Source organism: Pseudoalteromonas shioyasakiensis, from assembly GCF_019134595.1.
GTDB classification, from domain to species: domain Bacteria; phylum Pseudomonadota; class Gammaproteobacteria; order Enterobacterales; family Alteromonadaceae; genus Pseudoalteromonas; species Pseudoalteromonas shioyasakiensis_A.
In genome coordinates this window covers 1,787,611-1,805,410 of the sequence record NZ_CP077770.1, presented here as the reverse complement: position 1 = coordinate 1,805,410, position 17,800 = coordinate 1,787,611, and the positions used below count along the sequence as shown (strand labels likewise).

Genomic DNA, 17,800 nt, shown 5'->3' with positions numbered 1-17,800 from the left:
GTTATCGCCAGCGTTTATAAGACCAGTACCAATGCTCCGGGTACTCTGTAATGATCTGTTCAAATCTTTGATATATCTCACATGTCACTTTGTGAATGCTGTCTGTATTAGTCTCAACTTGAGTATCTCTAATCACTTCTACATATACTTTGTAAGCACCATTTGGTTGCAAAATAGCAAAGCTAAGTAACAAAGGTACCTTGCCGTATGCTGACAATATTGCTGCACCGCATGGCGCACCAGTTTCACGTCCAAAAAATGTTAGCTGTGTATCCTTTGCGTAATGGTCTGAATGCAGGCTGACGACCTGCTTATTATTGATAGCTTTTAGCAGCTGAAACAAACTGTCTGAGTCGTTTTTATCAATACAATCTATTCCCATCTCGCGATATATCTTTTTACCATCGGGCATAAACACTGGGATCTTTGATAACGTGCTAGATCGCTTTGTTAAAACCTGCATAGCAAAGGGAACAACTTCATAACAGCCCATATGCATGGTAGCCACACTAGCCCCTTGACCTTGCTTTAAAATAGCATCGGCTTCTGCACTAATCTGGTATTCAAAATCGACTTGGTCTAAATAAAAACATTCCACTACACCAAAAACGATGTTTTGATATGAAATGAACGCCAGAGCCTCAACTTCTTGCTCAGTTAAATGAGGCATAGCAGCACTAATATTAGCTATACCACGATGCCGGGTTTTGTTTGCTAGTTTCAGCACGGTCCTAGCTAAGCTAAAGCAGAGTTTTCGTCTCGATGATCGGCTCAATTTTTTAAAGCCTGCCAAGAACATGCTGATAAGTAGTCCTTTGACTTTATTGCGCTTGGAATAATTATTCATCAGTCGTTAGCTTGTTGTGAAATAAATTGCTGTAGTGACGCTACAGACTCGAATTGCTCTGCTTCTAATTCAGCATTGCTAATAGAAAAGCTGAATTGATTTTCTAACTCCATTAACAAAGTCATGATAGCCATGGAATCAAATTCTGGGATTGCACCTAACAAAGGTGTATTTTCAGTGAAATCCGATGTATCGATATTGAGCACTTGAGCTAGAATTTGTTTTAGTTGTTGGGTGATTTGCATAAACATTACCTAAAAGATGATTCATTGATGTCTGCTATTTTCGCAACAATCTGCTATTTTCGCAACAAATAAAAGCGGCTTCTGTCTAGAAATGTCTAGGATTTGTATGAATGTGTAGAATCTATGAGCATAATGTTGTCTTTTGCTTACATAAAATTTATTGAATTTATTATGCTTTTCTATTATTCAACAAAAAATTGTGCAGTGGATAACTAAATGGCTGTGACTGAGAGGCAGGATAAAACTAGTAAATATATGATTTATGTTATTAAATTTACGATTAAATATCAAAAACCGACGAGTGCAGACTTTACACACTATTTAATGTGCAACAAGTAAGTAACGCCCGTCTTAGGGACTGTCAACACAAAAAAACAACTACCGTGCCCACTACAACTCATAGGAATTGGAAATGCTAAATGTTGATAGTCCGTCTTGAGGTGTTTGTGCAATTATTCAACAAATTTACACATACCTAAACCGAGCGGATTTCCAGTTCGGTCACTGTAACCAAATTTTGAATAAAACTTTTCTTTTCCGCATGCCGCCAATAAGGCAATTGTTGCGCCAGAACGAGCATTTTTCTCCAGAAATTGTTCTATTTCTTGCATTATCAAATTACCTATTCCTTGCTCTTGATAGATAGGGTCAACAACCACATCTTGGAGATAAAAGTACATTGAGCCATCACCCACTATACGGCCAAAGCCTACAAGTTGTGATCCTGCATAAACACAAACATGAAAGGTTGAATTATCTAAGCTTTCTTGAGCAATTATTGATTCTGGATTTATCCAGCCAACTTTACTTCTAAGAAGCATAAACTCATCAACATTAGGAGCTTGCTTGGTGATGTTCAATTTCACGATGCCTCTCAATTGCCCTTACGGCAGTGTAAGAAGTTAATAATGCTTGGCAAACTGCTTAATGAAGGAGCGTAAGCCAAGCGTTGTGTGTTCAATTGCCATGATGGCCTAGTTATGAATCTTCTTTTAACATCTTGTGAAGCAAGTCTATTCTCTGATTTATTCGCTTGCTCTCGTGGAAATTTTCCATACTTACTCCAAAAACCAAGATTAGTAGAATATAAATGACAGGTTGCTCTATAGTTTCTGGAAATAGATAACTGAAAAGAAATATTAGACAAACGTAACTAATGAGTTTTCCGATTGGCTGCCACCATTTGGGACGAAGATTTTCAAATTCCTTTTTGAGAGCATATGTGCGCTGCATTTCTGAATATATTGCCTGCGATTTTTCTTCATTTTGATCCATCTAAAGTTTTCCTATTGATGCAACGCCTAATTAAGGTGTAAGGCACACAATACCGATGCCGTCGCATACCACCATAATCACTAAAACCGATGCATAGTAAAAATGCCACGCGTGTCGAATCACTCTAAAATTGTTTGTTATGTGAATTCTCGATTGAACCGCCGAACTTTTGTACGCATATTTTTCATAGGTGATGATGTATTAAACTGAATCATGCGCCCCAAAGTCCATTTTTCATATCACGCACCACCATACAAATCATGTTCACTTAACTTTGAAATGAGTGAAAGTATCTCGTTGACCGTAGACTCAAGCTCAATGAGTAAATCATCATATTTCCACTGACGATACTCTGCGTGGAAACTTTCAGCGAGTGGACCTAATTGGTTCCATTTATAACCAGTTTCTGGGAAATCAACATGTTGGTTTTGAGATCTTAAGTGATGCCATTTAAGAACGAGTCTCCCCCAACCAATCAAGTAAGCCACTGTATCACTAACGCTAATAACTGTGCCTTTGACGTTTCCCTTTATTCCAAGCTTACGAGCTTTGCTTTCCGGAATTGCACGATAGTCAGCCATGAGTTTCGGAAATATTGAATTTATAGCTAACTCCAATTCATCCTTATTTCTGGGCACAGAAGACATTTTGACCTCCCTTAGCAGCTCAGTGATTATTATTCATTACACCTAAACTTGGCTAGATAAGCAACTTTATTTTCACCCGCAAAAAGGCTACTATCCTAGCAATGAAGTAAGTTAACCAATTGATTTTAAAAATCAGCTCCAGCAGTAACATCACAAACAAAAAGAGCACTGTATATAGCGCGATATAAATTACGCTTACAATGCTCTTTAAAGACTATTTTAAAGTAACGAGGTTATTGTAGTGAGTCGTTAATTTCTTTTAATGTTGCAACTGGATCTGCCGATTGGGTGATTGGGCGGCCTACAACTAAATAGTCGCTGCCATCTTCGACGGCTTGTTTTGGTGTCATGATACGTTTTTGGTCACCTACATCGCTGCCTGCTGGGCGAATACCCGGGGTAACCAGTTTAAAGTCTGCGCCAAGTTCTGCTTTTAGCTTTTTCGCTTCTTGTGCTGAGCACACTACCCCATCAAGGCCTGATTCTTTGGCAAGGTTTGCTAAGTAAATTACTTGCTCTTCTGGTGTTTTATCTACACCTAAACGAGTAAGCTCTGCGGCATCCATACTGGTTAGTACAGTTACTGCAATCAGTAATGGAGCGTCATCACCAAACTGTTCTAAAGCGTGTTTTGCTTTAGTCATCATTTCAACGCCACCAGAGGCATGCACGTTAACCATCCACACACCCATTTTTGCAGCTGCGGTTACAGCTTTTGCCACTGTGTTTGGAATATCGTGAAATTTTAGGTCTAAGAATACATCAAAACCTAAGTCGATTAGTTCCTTAACAAAGCTAGGACCAAAATACGTGAACATTTCTTTACCTACTTTAAGGCGACACGTATCAGGCGATAATTGCTTTACAAACGCAAGAGCTGTTTGTTGATCATCATAATCAAGGGCAATTAATACTTTTTTTGAATCTTCGACAGACATAACTTTCCTAAAAACTAATGGACTAATATGAATTAAAAACCGTCTATGCCACGGCTTGGAACAATTGTTTCCCAGTGCTTACAAGATGGACATACCCAATAAATGGTATGACTGGTAAAGCCACAGTGTTGGCACTGAAAATCAGGTTTGGTTGCGATATAAGATGTTACTAGCTTATCAATTTGATCGAGTACATCTTTAATATCGTTGTTTTGCTTGGCAAGTAGCTGTAATAAAAAACTAAAGCCACGAATAGTCGGATGACGCTTTAAACTATCCGTTAAAAATTTGATTGCTTGCTCTATATGACCTTGTTCAAGTAAAGCTTGGCAGTGTTTTATTTTTATTAATACGCCACCTTTATCGAGCAGTTCATTGAGCAATTCGTAAAACTGATGCGTTAAATTAAGCTTTTGATAGCTCAGTGCTAATTCTTCAATAAACACTGGCGCAAAAAACGTGAATTGGCTAATAAGCTCGCGCCAATAGTAAATTGCTTTTACATAATCTTCTTTGGTGAAAGCACTGTGACCAAGCTCATACAGTGGGCGAATGGCTTTATGGTTTAAGCTAATGGCTTTACGCATAATTTGCGTATCATTGTCTTGTAAGGCTGCTTCACAATAAAAATTGGCAATGGCTTTTACATGCTGAGGTTTAGTGAACAACTCACTGTGGGCCTCGTACATGTTAATGCCCTTATCCCATTCACGGGTTTGTGAATAAAGATTAATAATTGGCTCTAACGCTTCTTTATAACCTGCCTTAACAAGCCATACTAGATGCTCTTCTGCACCATCTAACAAGCCTGCCATTATGTAATCTTCAGCAAGCTCTAAGCGGCTAGTTGCAGCTTGTTGCTCATCAAGGCTTGGGTGTTTTAATAGCAGCTCATGAATTTTAATGGCGCGGTCAAGTTCGCCACGGCGGCGGAACATAGTGGCAAGCGTTGAATAATGTTCAACAGAATCAGCGGCAACTTCGAGTAGATTAATAAGGTGTTCTAAGCCTTGGTCTTCTTCTCTGTCTAAGAGAAATTTAAGGCCTTTAGAATATTCAGAGGTAATTTGGCGATTAAGCTGATGAGCTTGGTTTTTAGCGCTGTTTTTACCCATTATCCAACCGTAACCGGCTGCAACGGGTAAAAGTAAAAACAGAAGCTCAATCATGATTAGATGTCTTTATTAGCAACAAGCTTTTTATTGTTTTTTTCAGGCGCTAATTTTTTCTTTAAGCGATAATTTTGCCACTTTAACTGAGAAAACAGTGTAAAGCTTATAAAACAACCAATTGCGACACCTAAAATAAAGCAGATACTTATTACAACAGCTAAGGGCAAAGTATTACTAGCGATTAAATAATTGATTTGCACCAATTGTGGATTCTGTGAACCAAGTACAAACGCAATAAATAAACACAGCGCAATTAATACAATTTTTAATACCCTAAACAAGTAACTACTCCTGTATAAAACTAGGCAATACTCGCATTTACGCGGTCACGCAATTCTTTACCTGGTTTAAAATGTGGTACGTGCTTACCGTCTAACTCAACTGTTTCGCCAGTCTTTGGATTACGACCTGTGCGAGGAGAACGATAATGCAATGAGAAACTTCCAAAGCCACGGATCTCGATGCGATCTGAGCTAGATAATGAGCCGGCCATTTGTTCAAGAATTTCTTTAACGGCATTTTCAACATCTTTCACAGGGATGTGTGCGTGTTGCTCGGCAAGTTGTTCTATCAATTCTGACTTAGTCATAGCGTTTCCTTAAAGAGTGGTAAAGGAAGGGCAAAACTGCCCTTCCAATTTTAAAAGACTAGATATTAGTCTTTTTGAGCATTTTTGAATGCTGCAGCCATAGCGTTTTCGAACGCTGGCTCTTCTTTCTTAAGCTTCTCTAGTACTTCTTTCTCTTCTGCTTCGAAAAGAGCTTTAACAGATAAGCTTAAAGTGCGGTTCTTACGATCAACACCAACGTATTTCGCTTCGATTTCGTCGCCTGCAGAAACTACAGTAGTAGCATCTTCAACACGCTCTTGAGCGATATCAGCTACACGGATGTAACCTTCAACGCCTTCGATTAGCTCAACAGTTGCGCCTTTCGCATCAACTTCAGTCACTTTACCTTTAACAATAGCACCTTTTTTGTTTGCGTCCAGGTAGTTATTGAATGGGTCAGCTTCGATTTGTTTAACGCCTAGAGAGATACGCTCACGCTCTGGGTCAACTTGTAATACGATAGCAGTGATTTCGTCGCCTTTCTTGAATTCACGTACAGCTTCTTCGCCTGGCGTGTTCCAAGAAATGTCTGAAAGGTGAACAAGACCGTCAATACCGCCTTCAAGACCGATGAAGATACCGAAGTCAGTGATTGATTTGATCTTACCAGTAACTTGATCGCCTTTGTTTTGTAGACGAGCAAATTCTTGCCATGGGTTAGCAATACATTGCTTAAGACCAAGAGAAATACGACGACGCTCTTCGTCGATTTCAAGAACCATAACTTCAACAGTGTCACCTAGTGAAACAACTTTTGAAGGGTGGATGTTCTTGTTAGTCCAATCCATTTCAGAAACGTGTACTAGACCTTCTACGCCTTCTTCGATTTCAACGAAACAACCGTAGTCAGTAAGGTTAGTTACACGACCAGAAAGCTTAGAACCTTCTGGGTAACGACCAGCGATAGCTGCCCATGGATCTTCGCCAAGCTGTTTAAGGCCTAGAGATACACGAGTCTTTTCTTTGTCGAATTTAAGAACTTTAACTGCGATTTCGTCGCCAACATTAACGATTTCTGAAGGGTGCTTAACACGCTTCCACGCCATGTCTGTGATGTGTAGTAGACCGTCAACACCACCAAGGTCAACGAACGCACCGTAGTCAGTAAGGTTCTTAACGATACCTTTAACTTCTTGACCTTCAACAAGGTTAGCAAGAAGTTCTTCACGCTCTTGTGAGTTCTCTGATTCGATAACTGCACGGCGAGAAACAACAACGTTGTTACGTTTTTGGTCAAGCTTGATTACTTTGAACTCAAGCTCTTTACCTTCAAGGTGAGTTGTGTCACGTACTGGACGAACATCAACAAGTGAACCAGGTAGGAAGGCACGGATTGAATCAACTTCAACAGTGAAACCGCCTTTAACTTTACCGTTGATAACACCAGTAACAGTCTCTTGCTCTTCACATGCTTTTTCTAAGCGGATCCACGCTTCGTGACGCTTCGCTTTCTCACGAGAAAGGATAGTTTCACCGAAACCGTCTTCGATTGCGTCTAAAGCAACATCTACTTCGTCGCCAACAGCAACTTCTAGTTCACCAGCAGCATTTTTGAATTGCTCAGCAGGGATTGCACTTTCAGATTTAAGACCAGCATCAACAAGTACGATGTTGTTCTCGATTGAGATAACAGTACCTTTAACGATAGAGCCTTGCTCTGCTTCAAAACCCTTAAGGCTTTCTTCAAATAACTGCGCAAAATTTTCTGACATTATACGTCTCTAAATAATTAAATAACCAATTAGCAACCATGCTGCATGGGGTTGTTAAAATAGCACTGGCTTCCTGCCGGCACCTTAATAAATTACTTTTTAGCTTTTGGAAGCTTTCCTGCAAGTACGGCTTCGTCGAGTAAAGTTACAACTTTATCAAACACTTGCATTGCATTAAGCTCGCTAGTATCGAGCTCAATAGCGTCTTCTGCAGGAACAAGCGGCGCAACTTCACGCGTCATATCACGGTGATCGCGAGCTTTTATGTCCTCAAGTAGACCACTTAGTGTAACATCAAGACCGCGTTCGTTCAACTCAGCAAAGCGACGACGAGCGCGCTCTTCAGCTGATGCGGTTAAATAAATCTTCAATGGTGCATCTGGGAACACAACGGTGCCCATGTCACGACCATCGGCAATTAAGCCGCTCTCAGTACGAAACGCACGTTGACGACGTAATAATGCTTCTCTCACCCGTGGTAATGCAGCAATCTTTGATGCCGCAGCACCCACTTCTTCGTTACGAATTGTGGTTGTGACGTCTTCGCCTTCCAAGACAATTTTAGAAGTATGCGTTTGGCTATCGACCAAAAACTGTACATCTAAGTTTGCAGCTAGCGGAACTAGCGCATCTTCATTATCTAATTCAATTTGATGATGAAGCGCTGCAAGTGACAGCACACGGTAAATCGCTCCACTGTCTAATACATCCCAACCTAATTTCTCGGCTAACAAGCGACAAACAGTTCCTTTACCTGAACCACTTGGGCCATCGATGGTGATTACGGGCATTGATAACGCCTGCATTTATAACCTCCTGCAATGCACACCAAAATAAAACCGCGATATTATACGCCAGTTCTAGAAATAGATCCGCATTTAGAATGTAACTTTTTATATTTTCTTCTGTTTTATTGACTTGAGACAGACTCTAGTACTTTGAAAAACGTTGGAAAAGTTTTGTATGTACACTTAGGATCGTTAATGGTTATCGGCTTTCCGCCAACGGCAACCATTGCAAAACACATGGCAATACGGTGATCGTTATAGGTATCTATCGCTACATCGTTAAAAGTGTCTGGCGGTGTAATTTCGATGAAATCTTCACCTTCAACCACTTCTGCACCAACTTTACGAAGCTCAGTCGCCATGGCATATAAGCGATCTGTTTCTTTTACACGCCAGTTATAGATATTGCGAATTGCTGTTTTACCCTTTGCGAAAAGCGCAACAGTGGCGAGTGTCATTGCCGCATCAGGGATTGCATTGGCATCAATATCGACCGCATTTAGCTCACCTTTACGAACCACCAGCTTTTCATCGTACCAATCGATTTTGGCGCCTACTTGCTCCATCACTTTGGCAAAACCAATATCACCTTGAACAGATGCCGCACCTACCCCGTTAATTTCAATTTCGCCACCTGCTATTGCAGCTGCTGCAACAAAATAAGAGGCGCTTGATGCATCACCTTCGACCATAATACGCTCAAGTGCTTGATACTGCTGACAGCCTTTAACGTAAAACGTTTCGTAATTGTCATGGCTTACAGTAACGCCAAAGCGCTTCATTACATCTAGGGTAATATCAATGTAAGGCTTTGATACCAGCGTGCCTTTGATGGTGATTTCTGTATCGCCATTAAATAATGGTGCAGCCATTAGTAACGCTGTTAAGAACTGGCTAGAGATGCTGCCATCAATTGCAACTTGTCCACCGTTGATTTTGCCGCCTTTTATGGCAAGTGGTGGATAATCTTTATGCTTAAGGTATTCAACATCACCACCCAGTGCTTGCAGTGCATCAACCAAATGGCCGATTGGGCGCTCTTCCATACGAGGCTCGCCCACCAGCTGATACTCGCCTTCTACAGCAGCTAAAACCGCTGTCAGTGGACGATAAGCTGTCCCTGCATTACCTAAAAATAAAGGCTCGCTCGGAGTTTTAAATTTACCTGCAACACCCTCTACGGTGGCCACTGTTTTATCTTCGTTAAGCGATACATTTACGCCTAAAAGATTTAATGCACCTAGCATGTGACGAATATCATCACTATCTAGTAGGTTTTCAACAACCGTTGTGCCCTCTGCAAGAGCAGCAAGCAGTAAGATACGGTTTGATAAGCTTTTTGAGCCTGGTAGTGTCACACTACCATTTACCTTTGTAATCGGTTCAAGACGAAGCTGTTCCATAATTAGCTGTTCTCCTTGGCGAATTTTTCCATAAAATTAACCAAGGCTTGAACACCTTCAAGTGGCATCGCATTATAAATGCTTGCGCGCATACCACCGACGATACGGTGACCTTCAAGGGCTAATAAGCCTGCTTCTTTTGATTGAGTAATGAATTTATCATTCAGTGATCCGTCATTTAGCCAAAACGGTACGTTCATACGCGAACGGCAATGCTTAGCAACTTTGTTGCTGTAAAAATCTGAGCTATCAATGTAATTGTAAAGAAGTTCTGCTTTTGCGATGTTTTGTTCTTCCATCGCTTTAACGCCGCCGTTTGCTTCAAGCCATTCAAATACTTCAGCAGCTAAGTACCACGCAAATGTCGGTGGTGTGTTATACATGCTGCCTTGTTTTGCTTCTAAGGCGTAATCAAGAATACCTGGCTTGGCAAGACCTTCACGCTCAAGAAGCGTTTTGCGAATAATAACAATCGATAAACCAGACGGGCCGATATTCTTTTGTGCGCCAGCGTAAATAAGATCAAACTGATTTACGTCAAACTCGCGCGATAAAATAGTCGATGACATATCAGCCACAATCGGTGCTGATGGGTGTGATGGCACGTCAAAAATTTCGATGCCATCTACGGTTTCATTCGGACAATAGTGAATGTAAGACGCATCAGCAGGTAATTCCCAGCTGCTTGCTGGTTTTATAGAGAACTGGCCATTTTGCTGCTCATCATCACGGACATTGATGCTTTCAACTGCAGTGAATTTTGCCGCTTCTGACGTAGCCCCTTTAGACCACACACCGTTTTCACAGTACACGGCTGGCTTATCATCAAGGTGAAGGTTCAGTGGCACAGCACTGAATTGACCACGGCCACCGCCGTGCATAAATAACACTTCGAACTCATCGCTTATATTCATTAAACGACGCAGGCTTGCTTCACATTTAGTGGTAAGCGCTAAAAAGTCGCTGCTGCGATGGCTAATTTCCATCACAGAGACACCTAAACCTTGCCAATCTATAAATTCTTTTTGTGCTTTTTGCATAACTGCCGGCGGTAGCATTGCCGGTCCTGCACAAAAATTATACTTAGTCATTACTTTGCCTCATTCCAGTAATTATAGTGCGGATAAAAAAAGCGGCCGGAGCCGCTTTTTAAATCAATGTTATTCTGAAGGTGGGTTATCACCCGTTTCTTCAGTATTGGTATCGACTACTTCAACGGCCTCGCCTTCGATGGCTTCTAGCTCATCAACTTCGATTTCTTCGATACGTTGTAAACCAACTACTTGCTCTTCGTCAATAGTTCGTATCAAAATAACGCCTTGAGTATTACGACCAACCGTAGAAACCTCGTTTACACGGGTACGTACTAAGGTACCGCGATTCGAGATAATCATGATTTCGTCGTTATCGTCAACTTGTACTGCACCAACCACAGCGCCATTACGTTCGCTTACTTTGATTGATACAACACCTTGTGTTGCACGGCTCTTCGATGGGTAATCTTCAAGTGCTGTACGCTTACCGTAACCGTTTTCTGTCACAGTTAGGATTGCACCATCTGACTTAGGTACGATTAACGACACAACGCGTTGGTCGTCAGCCATCTTAATACCACGAACACCTGTTGCTGTACGACCCATTGGACGTACACCTTTGAAGCGGATTTCTGGGTTACCATTTTCGTCTAGAACTGGGTTACCGTTTTCATCAACAACTGCTGACTCTTCAGCTTCTTTAAAGCGAACAACTTTACCAGCATCAGTGAATAGCATAATTTCATTCGTGCCATCAGTAATATCAACACCAATTAGGCTATCGCCTTCATTTAGGTTAACAGCGATGATACCGCTCGCACGTTGACGGCTATATGCTGTAAGTGGTGTTTTCTTAACTGTACCAAATGCAGTTGCCATGAAGATGTATTTATCTTCTTCGTACTCACGTACTGGTAAGATAGCAGTAATACGCTCATCAGCTTCAAGTGGTAATAAGTTAACTATTGGCTTACCACGCGCTGCACGGCTTGCTAATGGTAACTGATATACTTTCAACCAGTATAAGCGACCCGCTGTTGAGAAACATAGGATTGTATCGTGGGTATTAGCAACTAATAGACGTTCGATGAAGTCTTCATCTTTCATCTTGGTTGCTGATTTACCTTTACCACCACGACGCTGTGCTTCGTAATCTGATAGTGGTTGATACTTAACGTAACCTTCGTGAGAAAGCGTTACAACAACGTCTTCTTCATTGATTAGGTCTTCAAGGCTAATATCGTGAGCAGCTGCACTGATTTCAGTACGACGTTCGTCACCATATTGCTCTTTAATTTCTACTAGCTCGTCGCGGATAACTTCCATTAAACGCTCTGGGCTTGAAAGAATATGTAAAAGCTCAGCAATTAGATCAAGGAGTGTTTGATACTCGTCTAAGATCTTCTCATGCTCAAGGCCTGTTAGTTTGTGTAAACGTAGGTCTAGAATTGCTTGTGCTTGTTGCTCAGATAAATAGTACTGACCGTCACGGATACCTAAATCAGCCGCTAACCAATCAGGACGTGCTACGTTATCTTCACCTGCTTTTTCAAGCATTGCTTTAACAGTGCCTAGTTCCCAAGAACGTGCTGTTAGTGCCGCTTTTGCTTCTGCTGGTGTTGGTGATTTACGAATAAGTTCGATAATTGGGTCGATATTCGCAAGTGCAATCGCTAAGCCTTCAAGCGTGTGAGCACGGTCACGGGCTTTACGTAAATCGAATACAGTACGACGTGTAACAACTTCACGACGGTGTACGATAAACGCTTCAAGCATTTCTTTTAAGTTGAAACACTTAGGTTGGTTGTTATCAAGTGCAACCATGTTCATACCAAACACAGTTTGTAACTGAGTTTGTGCATAAAGGTTGTTTAAGATTACTTCACCAACATCACCACGTTTGATTTCGATAACGATACGCATACCGTCTTTATCTGATTCGTCACGTAGTGCGCTAATACCTTCAATCTTCTTATCTTTAACAAGCTCTGCAATCTTTTCGATAAGGCGTGCTTTGTTAACTTGATAAGGGATTTCGTGAACGATGATTGTTTCACGACCGGTTTTTTCGTCAACTTCGATTTCAGCACGAGCACGGATATATACTTTACCACGACCGGTTAAGTACGCTTGCTCAATGCCTTTTTTACCATTGATAATCGCCGCAGTCGGGAAATCTGGACCTGGGATATATTCAATAAGGTCAGCAATTGACATATCAGGGTTTTGAATAAGCGCTAAACAACCATTGATAACTTCTGTTAAGTTATGAGGTGGAATGTTCGTCGCCATACCAACCGCGATACCCGAAGAACCATTTACTAATAAGTTAGGTACTTTTGTAGGTAATACGTCAGGAATTTGCTCAGTACCATCATAGTTCGGTACGTAATCAACCGTTTCTTTTTCTAAATCAGCTAATAATTCATGTGACATTTTCGCCATACGGACTTCCGTATAACGCATTGCTGCCGCAGAGTCACCGTCAACAGAACCAAAGTTACCTTGGCCGTCAACAAGCATGTAGCGTAATGAGAAAGGCTGCGCCATACGAACGATGGTGTCATATACCGCGCTGTCGCCATGTGGGTGGTACTTACCGATTACATCACCAACAACACGTGCTGATTTCTTGTAAGGTTTATTCCAATCATTATTGAGTTCGTTCATTGCAAATAAAACGCGGCGGTGAACTGGCTTTAAGCCATCACGTACGTCTGGCAATGCACGTCCTACGATTACACTCATCGCGTAATCAAGGTAGGAGTTTTTCAATTCATCTTCAATATTGACTGGCAGAATTTCATTGGCGAGATCAGTCATTTGATTTCACATTCCTTCAGTATTGACTCATTAAGAGGCAAACCGCCGTCTTAAGAGCTTTAGTTATTATTTCCAGACCATGCTATCACAATTTATTTAGATTTACAGGCGCTAAATCTTTGCGATTTATTAATTTCCCCCTATATAATGGCCTCAGATTAACGAGGAAGTTTTTTATGACCGAGCATCAAAATGTAGATAATGCAGAAATTGCAAAGTTTGAAGCCATCGCAGAACGTTGGTGGGACCGCGACGGAGAGTTCAAACCCCTTCATGAAATAAATCCTCTGCGTTTGGATTTTGTCGCTGATAAAGTAGGCGGCTTATTTGATAAGGAAACCTTAGATGTTGGCTGTGGTGGCGGCATCTTAAGTGAAAGTATGGCGCGTATGGGCGCTAAAGTAACCGGCATCGATATGGGCCAAGAGCCACTCACCGTTGCTAAGTTACATAGTTTAGAAACAGGCGTGCCTGTTGATTATATAAAAGTACCTGCAGAGCAATTCGCTGCTGAGCACCCTGCTCGCTTTGATGTTGTAACTTGTATGGAAATGCTTGAGCATGTTCCAGACCCTGCTTCTATTATTCGTGCTGTAGCAGAACTTGCTAAACCAGGCGCAGATGTGTTCTTTTCAACATTAAATAAAACACCAAAAGCCTACTTGTTTGCTATTGTCGGTGCTGAAAAGCTTTTGAAGATGGTGCCTGAAGGTACGCATGACCATAAAAAGTTTATCAAACCTGCGCAGCTTATTGCATGGGCAGAAGAAGCAGGATTAAAAGTACGCGCCAGTACCGGCCTTCACTATAACCCGTTTTCTAAGCAGTACAACTTAAATGATGATGTAAGTGTTAATTACATCCTGCACTTTGAGAAACTAGCCTAATGAGTGGTGTGCAAACACCCTCTATCGATTTTGATGCGTTTATCTTTGATTTAGATGGCACACTACTCGATACCGCGGATGACTTAGGTGGTGCATTAAACCGCGTATTAGCAGATGCCAATGTGGCGCCTGTTGCTGAGCATATTTATCGCCCTGCTGCGTCTAACGGTGCAAATGCATTATTAGAAGTAGGGTTTGGGGATAAATGGCCCGAACTTGAACAACTCGCCTTGCGCCAACAGCTTCTTGACTACTACGCCGAAGATATTGCTGTGCACAGTAAATGCTTCAACGGCATCGAACAGCTTTTAATTGCACTTGAGCAAAACAATATTAAGTGGGGCATTATGACTAATAAGCCAGGCTTTTTAACTGAGCCCTTAGTGCAAGCTATTCCCTCTTTGCGTGATGCAAAGGCAGTTGTCAGTGGCGATACATTAGCTGTGTCAAAACCATCACCGGATCCACTGTTACACACCGCTGAGATCTTAGAGGTTGATCCGAGCCGTTGTTTGTATATCGGTGATGCTGAGCGTGATATTCAAGCTGCAAAAGCAGCCAACATGTATAGCGCAACAGCGTTATGGGGTTACATACCGAGTGTGGACGCTGCACTTGGCTGGCAAGCGGATTTCAATTGGCAAACACCAATTGACGGCTTTAACCATATATAGTGCTATTTAAAAATTAAAACACCATATATTGTGATTTGGTTTACTTTTGAGCATTCATTGATGATAAAAAAATCAGTCAAAATTTATTTTTCAAAACGGTAAATTTTCTGGATCTTTTGTTGATTTCTACAAATTTCGTCGTCTATGAATGTTCAAAGGTTAATGGTTACTAACACAATGCGCTTATCCAATAGTTATCCACAAATTGGGGCAATTCTATCCCTTGCAAAACAACCCAGACCACACTATCTTGTGATCTACAATTTAAACAACACCAGATATTGTGGCTAAATGTTATTCAATTAGTTTCTTTTGGTGTTGCATAATAATAATTACATTAAGAATACCTTTGTCTTACAACTAAAACTTCCCAAGGAATACAGGCAAAACTATGAACCAACAGCTATCTGTAAGCAAACGTGACGGCCGTAAAGAGTCACTTGATCTAGATAAGATCCATCGCGTGATCGCTTGGGCCGCAGAAGGTCTTGATAATGTGTCTGTCTCACAAGTTGAATTAAAGTCACATATTCAATTTTATGACGGCATTCGTACCGATGACATTCATGAAACAATCATCAAAGCTGCAGCTGATCAGATCTCTAAAGATACGCCTGATTACCAATACCTAGCTGCTCGCTTAGCTGTATTCCATTTACGTAAAAAAGCCTACGGTCAATTTGAGCCACCACGCTTATACGATCACATCACGAAGTTAGTTGAAGACAAGCGTTATGATCAACACCTACTTGTTGATTATACCGAGCAAGAAATTGATGAGTTAGATGCTTATATCGATCACAACCGTGACTTAAACTTCAGCTACGCTGCTGTAAAGCAACTTGAAGGTAAGTATTTAGTTCAAAACCGTGTTACTGGTGAAATCTACGAAAGTGCACAGTTTTTATATATCTTAGTTGCTGCAAGCTTATTCTCTGATTATCCAAAAGAGACACGCCTTGATTACATCAAGCGTTTTTATGATGCAGTTTCTACATTCAAAATTTCATTACCTACACCTATCATGGCAGGTGTACGTACCCCTACACGTCAGTTCAGCTCATGTGTACTTATTGAATGTGGTGATAGCCTAGATTCTATTAATGCGACATCGTCTGCGATTGTTAAATATGTTTCGCAACGTGCGGGTATTGGTATTAATGCCGGTCGCATCCGTGCCCTTGGTAGCCCAATTCGTAACGGCGAAGCGTACCACACAGGTTGTATTCCTTTTTATAAACACTTCCAAACTGCTGTTAAGAGCTGTTCACAAGGTGGTGTTCGTGGCGGCGCAGCAACGTTGTTCTACCCACTTTGGCACTTAGAAGTTGAAAACCTACTTGTTCTTAAAAACAACCGTGGTGTTGAAGACAACCGTGTACGTCACCTTGACTACGGTGTGCAGTTCAACAAATTAATGTATAGCCGTTTAATCAAAGACGATTACATCACATTATTTAGCCCATCAGATGTACCGGGTCTATACGATGCCTTCTTTGAAGATCAAGCGAAGTTTGATGAGCTATACATCAAATACGAGCAAGACGAGTCAATTCGCAAAAAACGTATTAAGGCGATTGAGTTATTCTCAATGTTTGCACAAGAGCGTGCCAGCACAGGCCGTATCTACTTACAAAACGTTGACCACTGTAATACGCACAGCCCGTTCATCTCGACTGTGGCACCAATTCGCCAATCTAACTTATGTTTAGAAATTGCATTACCAACTAAGCCACTTAGCAATGTAATGGATGAAGAAGGTGAAATTGCACTTTGTACGCTGTCGGCGTTTAACTTAGGTGCAATTGAGTCACTTGACGAATTAGAAGAGCTTGCTGAACTTGCAGTACGTGCCCTTGATAACTTACTTGATTTCCAAGACTACCCTGTTCCTGCGGCTAAAAACGCGACTATGGGTCGTCGTACGCTAGGTATTGGTGTTATTAACTACGCGTATTACTTAGCGAAAAATGGTAAGCGCTATTCAGATGGCAGCGCAAATGCCCTAACTCACAAGACATTTGAAGCAATTCAATATTATCTAATGAAAGCATCAAATGAGTTAGCTAAAGAACGTGGTGCGTGTCCTAAATTTAACGAGACAACGTATTCTCAAGGCATTATGCCAACAGATACTTACAAACGTGACCTAGATCAGTTCTGTGATGAGCCTCTTCATTTAGATTGGGATTCATTACGCGAAAGCATTAAAGAGCACGGTATGCGTAACTCTACGCTATCTGCCCTTATGCCTTCAGAGACATCATCGCAAATCTCTAACGCAACAAATGGTATTGAACCACCACGTGGTCATATCAGCGTTAAAGCAAGTAAAGATGGTATCTTAAAGCAAGTAGTGCCAGATTATGAAAATCTGAAAGATAACTATGAGCTACTGTGGGATATTCCTTCAAACGATGGTTATCTACAACTGGTTGGTATTATGCAAAAATTCGTTGACCAAACGATCTCTGCAAACACTAACTATGATCCATCTAAGTACGAAGGCGGTAAAGTACCTATGAAGGTGCTCTTAAAAGACCTACTGACTGCGTACAAACTTGGTGTTAAAACCCTGTACTATCACAACACACGTGATGGTGCATCAGACTCTCAAGATGAGTTAACACCAGAGGTAGAAGATGACGGTTGTGCAGGCGGCGCTTGTAAAATCTAATTAAATTAATAACATAACAAAAGCGGGCTCATTTGCCCGCTTTGCCCTGACTGTTTTTTGAGAAATCA

Annotated in this window: 16 protein-coding genes and 1 pseudogene; 3 read left to right on the top strand and 14 right to left on the bottom strand. The window is 41.2% G+C overall.

Annotated features, from left to right (window positions below; all coding sequences use genetic code 11):
- Nucleotide 1: 1 nt before the first annotated feature.
- The 14 genes and pseudogenes from KQP93_RS08345 to gyrA form a co-directional block, all read right to left on the bottom strand.
- Nucleotides 2-847, bottom strand: a complete 846-nt coding sequence (locus KQP93_RS08345; protein WP_217876639.1) for a lysophospholipid acyltransferase family protein — start codon at nt 845-847, stop codon at nt 2-4.
- Entirely contained in the window at nt 847-1,092 is a 246-nt protein-coding gene (locus tag KQP93_RS08340) for an acyl carrier protein (RefSeq protein ID WP_217876638.1), read from the bottom strand. The genes KQP93_RS08345 and KQP93_RS08340 overlap by 1 nt, the downstream gene beginning before the upstream one ends.
- Before the next feature lie 452 nt (nt 1,093-1,544).
- Nucleotides 1,545-1,958, bottom strand: a complete 414-nt coding sequence (locus tag KQP93_RS08335) for a GNAT family N-acetyltransferase (RefSeq protein WP_254907729.1) — start codon at nt 1,956-1,958, stop codon at nt 1,545-1,547.
- Nucleotides 1,959-2,070: 112 nt separating this feature from the next.
- Complete coding sequence (locus KQP93_RS08330) at nt 2,071-2,367, bottom strand: hypothetical protein (protein ID WP_217876637.1); 297 nt, start codon at nt 2,365-2,367, stop codon at nt 2,071-2,073.
- A 137-nt stretch (nt 2,368-2,504) separates the two neighbouring features.
- Nucleotides 2,505-3,014: pseudogene (locus KQP93_RS08320) on the bottom strand (ClbS/DfsB family four-helix bundle protein).
- A gap of 233 nt (nt 3,015-3,247) precedes the next feature.
- Entirely contained in the window at nt 3,248-3,952 is a 705-nt protein-coding gene (pyrF, locus tag KQP93_RS08315; RefSeq protein ID WP_217876636.1) for an orotidine-5'-phosphate decarboxylase, read from the bottom strand.
- A gap of 32 nt (nt 3,953-3,984) precedes the next feature.
- A complete protein-coding gene (lapB, locus tag KQP93_RS08310; protein WP_217876635.1) occupies nt 3,985-5,121 on the bottom strand; it encodes a lipopolysaccharide assembly protein LapB in 1,137 nt (378 codons plus the stop codon).
- A gap of 2 nt (nt 5,122-5,123) precedes the next feature.
- Nucleotides 5,124-5,405 (bottom strand): lipopolysaccharide assembly protein LapA domain-containing protein, encoded by a 282-nt coding sequence (locus KQP93_RS08305; protein WP_217876634.1) that lies wholly within the window; start codon nt 5,403-5,405, stop codon nt 5,124-5,126.
- Between the two features lie 20 nt (nt 5,406-5,425).
- Nucleotides 5,426-5,713: an integration host factor subunit beta gene (gene ihfB / locus KQP93_RS08300; RefSeq protein ID WP_036968575.1), complete on the bottom strand. Its 288-nt coding sequence runs from the start codon at nt 5,711-5,713 to the stop codon at nt 5,426-5,428.
- A gap of 65 nt (nt 5,714-5,778) precedes the next feature.
- Nucleotides 5,779-7,446, bottom strand: a complete 1,668-nt coding sequence (gene rpsA, locus KQP93_RS08295) for a 30S ribosomal protein S1 (RefSeq protein ID WP_054551350.1) — start codon at nt 7,444-7,446, stop codon at nt 5,779-5,781.
- A gap of 92 nt (nt 7,447-7,538) precedes the next feature.
- Nucleotides 7,539-8,252, bottom strand: coding sequence for a (d)CMP kinase (cmk, locus tag KQP93_RS08290; RefSeq protein WP_130051431.1), 714 nt, complete (start codon nt 8,250-8,252; stop codon nt 7,539-7,541).
- 104 nt (nt 8,253-8,356) lie between these two features.
- Nucleotides 8,357-9,637: a 3-phosphoshikimate 1-carboxyvinyltransferase gene (aroA, locus tag KQP93_RS08285; protein WP_217876633.1), complete on the bottom strand. Its 1,281-nt coding sequence runs from the start codon at nt 9,635-9,637 to the stop codon at nt 8,357-8,359.
- A gap of 2 nt (nt 9,638-9,639) precedes the next feature.
- Nucleotides 9,640-10,728 (bottom strand): 3-phosphoserine/phosphohydroxythreonine transaminase, encoded by a 1,089-nt coding sequence (serC, locus tag KQP93_RS08280; RefSeq protein ID WP_217876632.1) that lies wholly within the window; start codon nt 10,726-10,728, stop codon nt 9,640-9,642.
- Between the two features lie 69 nt (nt 10,729-10,797).
- Nucleotides 10,798-13,494: a DNA topoisomerase (ATP-hydrolyzing) subunit A gene (gene gyrA, locus KQP93_RS08275; RefSeq protein WP_138600685.1), complete on the bottom strand. Its 2,697-nt coding sequence runs from the start codon at nt 13,492-13,494 to the stop codon at nt 10,798-10,800.
- Between the two features lie 176 nt (nt 13,495-13,670).
- Here gyrA and ubiG point away from each other — a divergent pair, with 176 nt between their 5' ends.
- The 3 genes from ubiG (at nt 13,671) to nrdA (ending at nt 17,732) form a co-directional block, all read left to right on the top strand.
- On the top strand, nt 13,671-14,381 hold the full coding sequence (gene ubiG, locus KQP93_RS08270; protein ID WP_217876631.1) for a bifunctional 2-polyprenyl-6-hydroxyphenol methylase/3-demethylubiquinol 3-O-methyltransferase UbiG: 711 nt from the start codon (nt 13,671-13,673) through the stop codon (nt 14,379-14,381).
- The gene (locus KQP93_RS08265) at nt 14,381-15,055 is read left to right on the top strand and encodes an HAD family hydrolase (RefSeq protein WP_217876630.1); all 675 of its coding nucleotides are present in this window, start codon (nt 14,381-14,383) and stop codon (nt 15,053-15,055) included. The genes ubiG and KQP93_RS08265 overlap by 1 nt, the downstream gene beginning before the upstream one ends.
- Nucleotides 15,056-15,446: 391 nt before the next feature.
- The gene (gene nrdA, locus KQP93_RS08260; RefSeq protein WP_217876629.1) at nt 15,447-17,732 is read left to right on the top strand and encodes a class 1a ribonucleoside-diphosphate reductase subunit alpha; all 2,286 of its coding nucleotides are present in this window, start codon (nt 15,447-15,449) and stop codon (nt 17,730-17,732) included.
- Nucleotides 17,733-17,800 lie beyond the last annotated feature (68 nt).

Excerpts from the sequence above, each read along its gene's own strand:
- KQP93_RS08345 (WP_217876639.1), bottom strand. The coding sequence starts at position 847 with ATGAATAATTATTCCAAGCGCAATAAAGTCAAAGGACTACTTATCAGC.
- KQP93_RS08340 (WP_217876638.1), bottom strand. The coding sequence starts at position 1,092 with ATGCAAATCACCCAACAACTAAAACAAATTCTAGCTCAAGTGCTCAAT.
- KQP93_RS08330 (WP_217876637.1), bottom strand. The coding sequence starts at position 2,367 with ATGGATCAAAATGAAGAAAAATCGCAGGCAATATATTCAGAAATGCAG.
- pyrF (WP_217876636.1), bottom strand. The coding sequence starts at position 3,952 with ATGTCTGTCGAAGATTCAAAAAAAGTATTAATTGCCCTTGATTATGAT.
- lapB (WP_217876635.1), bottom strand. The coding sequence starts at position 5,121 with ATGATTGAGCTTCTGTTTTTACTTTTACCCGTTGCAGCCGGTTACGGT.
- ihfB (WP_036968575.1), bottom strand. The coding sequence starts at position 5,713 with ATGACTAAGTCAGAATTGATAGAACAACTTGCCGAGCAACACGCACAC.
- rpsA (WP_054551350.1), bottom strand. The coding sequence starts at position 7,446 with ATGTCAGAAAATTTTGCGCAGTTATTTGAAGAAAGCCTTAAGGGTTTT.
- cmk (WP_130051431.1), bottom strand. The coding sequence starts at position 8,252 with ATGCAGGCGTTATCAATGCCCGTAATCACCATCGATGGCCCAAGTGGT.
- aroA (WP_217876633.1), bottom strand. The coding sequence starts at position 9,637 with ATGGAACAGCTTCGTCTTGAACCGATTACAAAGGTAAATGGTAGTGTG.
- serC (WP_217876632.1), bottom strand. The coding sequence starts at position 10,728 with ATGACTAAGTATAATTTTTGTGCAGGACCGGCAATGCTACCGCCGGCA.
- gyrA (WP_138600685.1), bottom strand. The coding sequence starts at position 13,494 with ATGACTGATCTCGCCAATGAAATTCTGCCAGTCAATATTGAAGATGAA.
- ubiG (WP_217876631.1), top strand. The coding sequence starts at position 13,671 with ATGACCGAGCATCAAAATGTAGATAATGCAGAAATTGCAAAGTTTGAA.
- KQP93_RS08265 (WP_217876630.1), top strand. The coding sequence starts at position 14,381 with ATGAGTGGTGTGCAAACACCCTCTATCGATTTTGATGCGTTTATCTTT.
- nrdA (WP_217876629.1), top strand. The coding sequence starts at position 15,447 with ATGAACCAACAGCTATCTGTAAGCAAACGTGACGGCCGTAAAGAGTCA.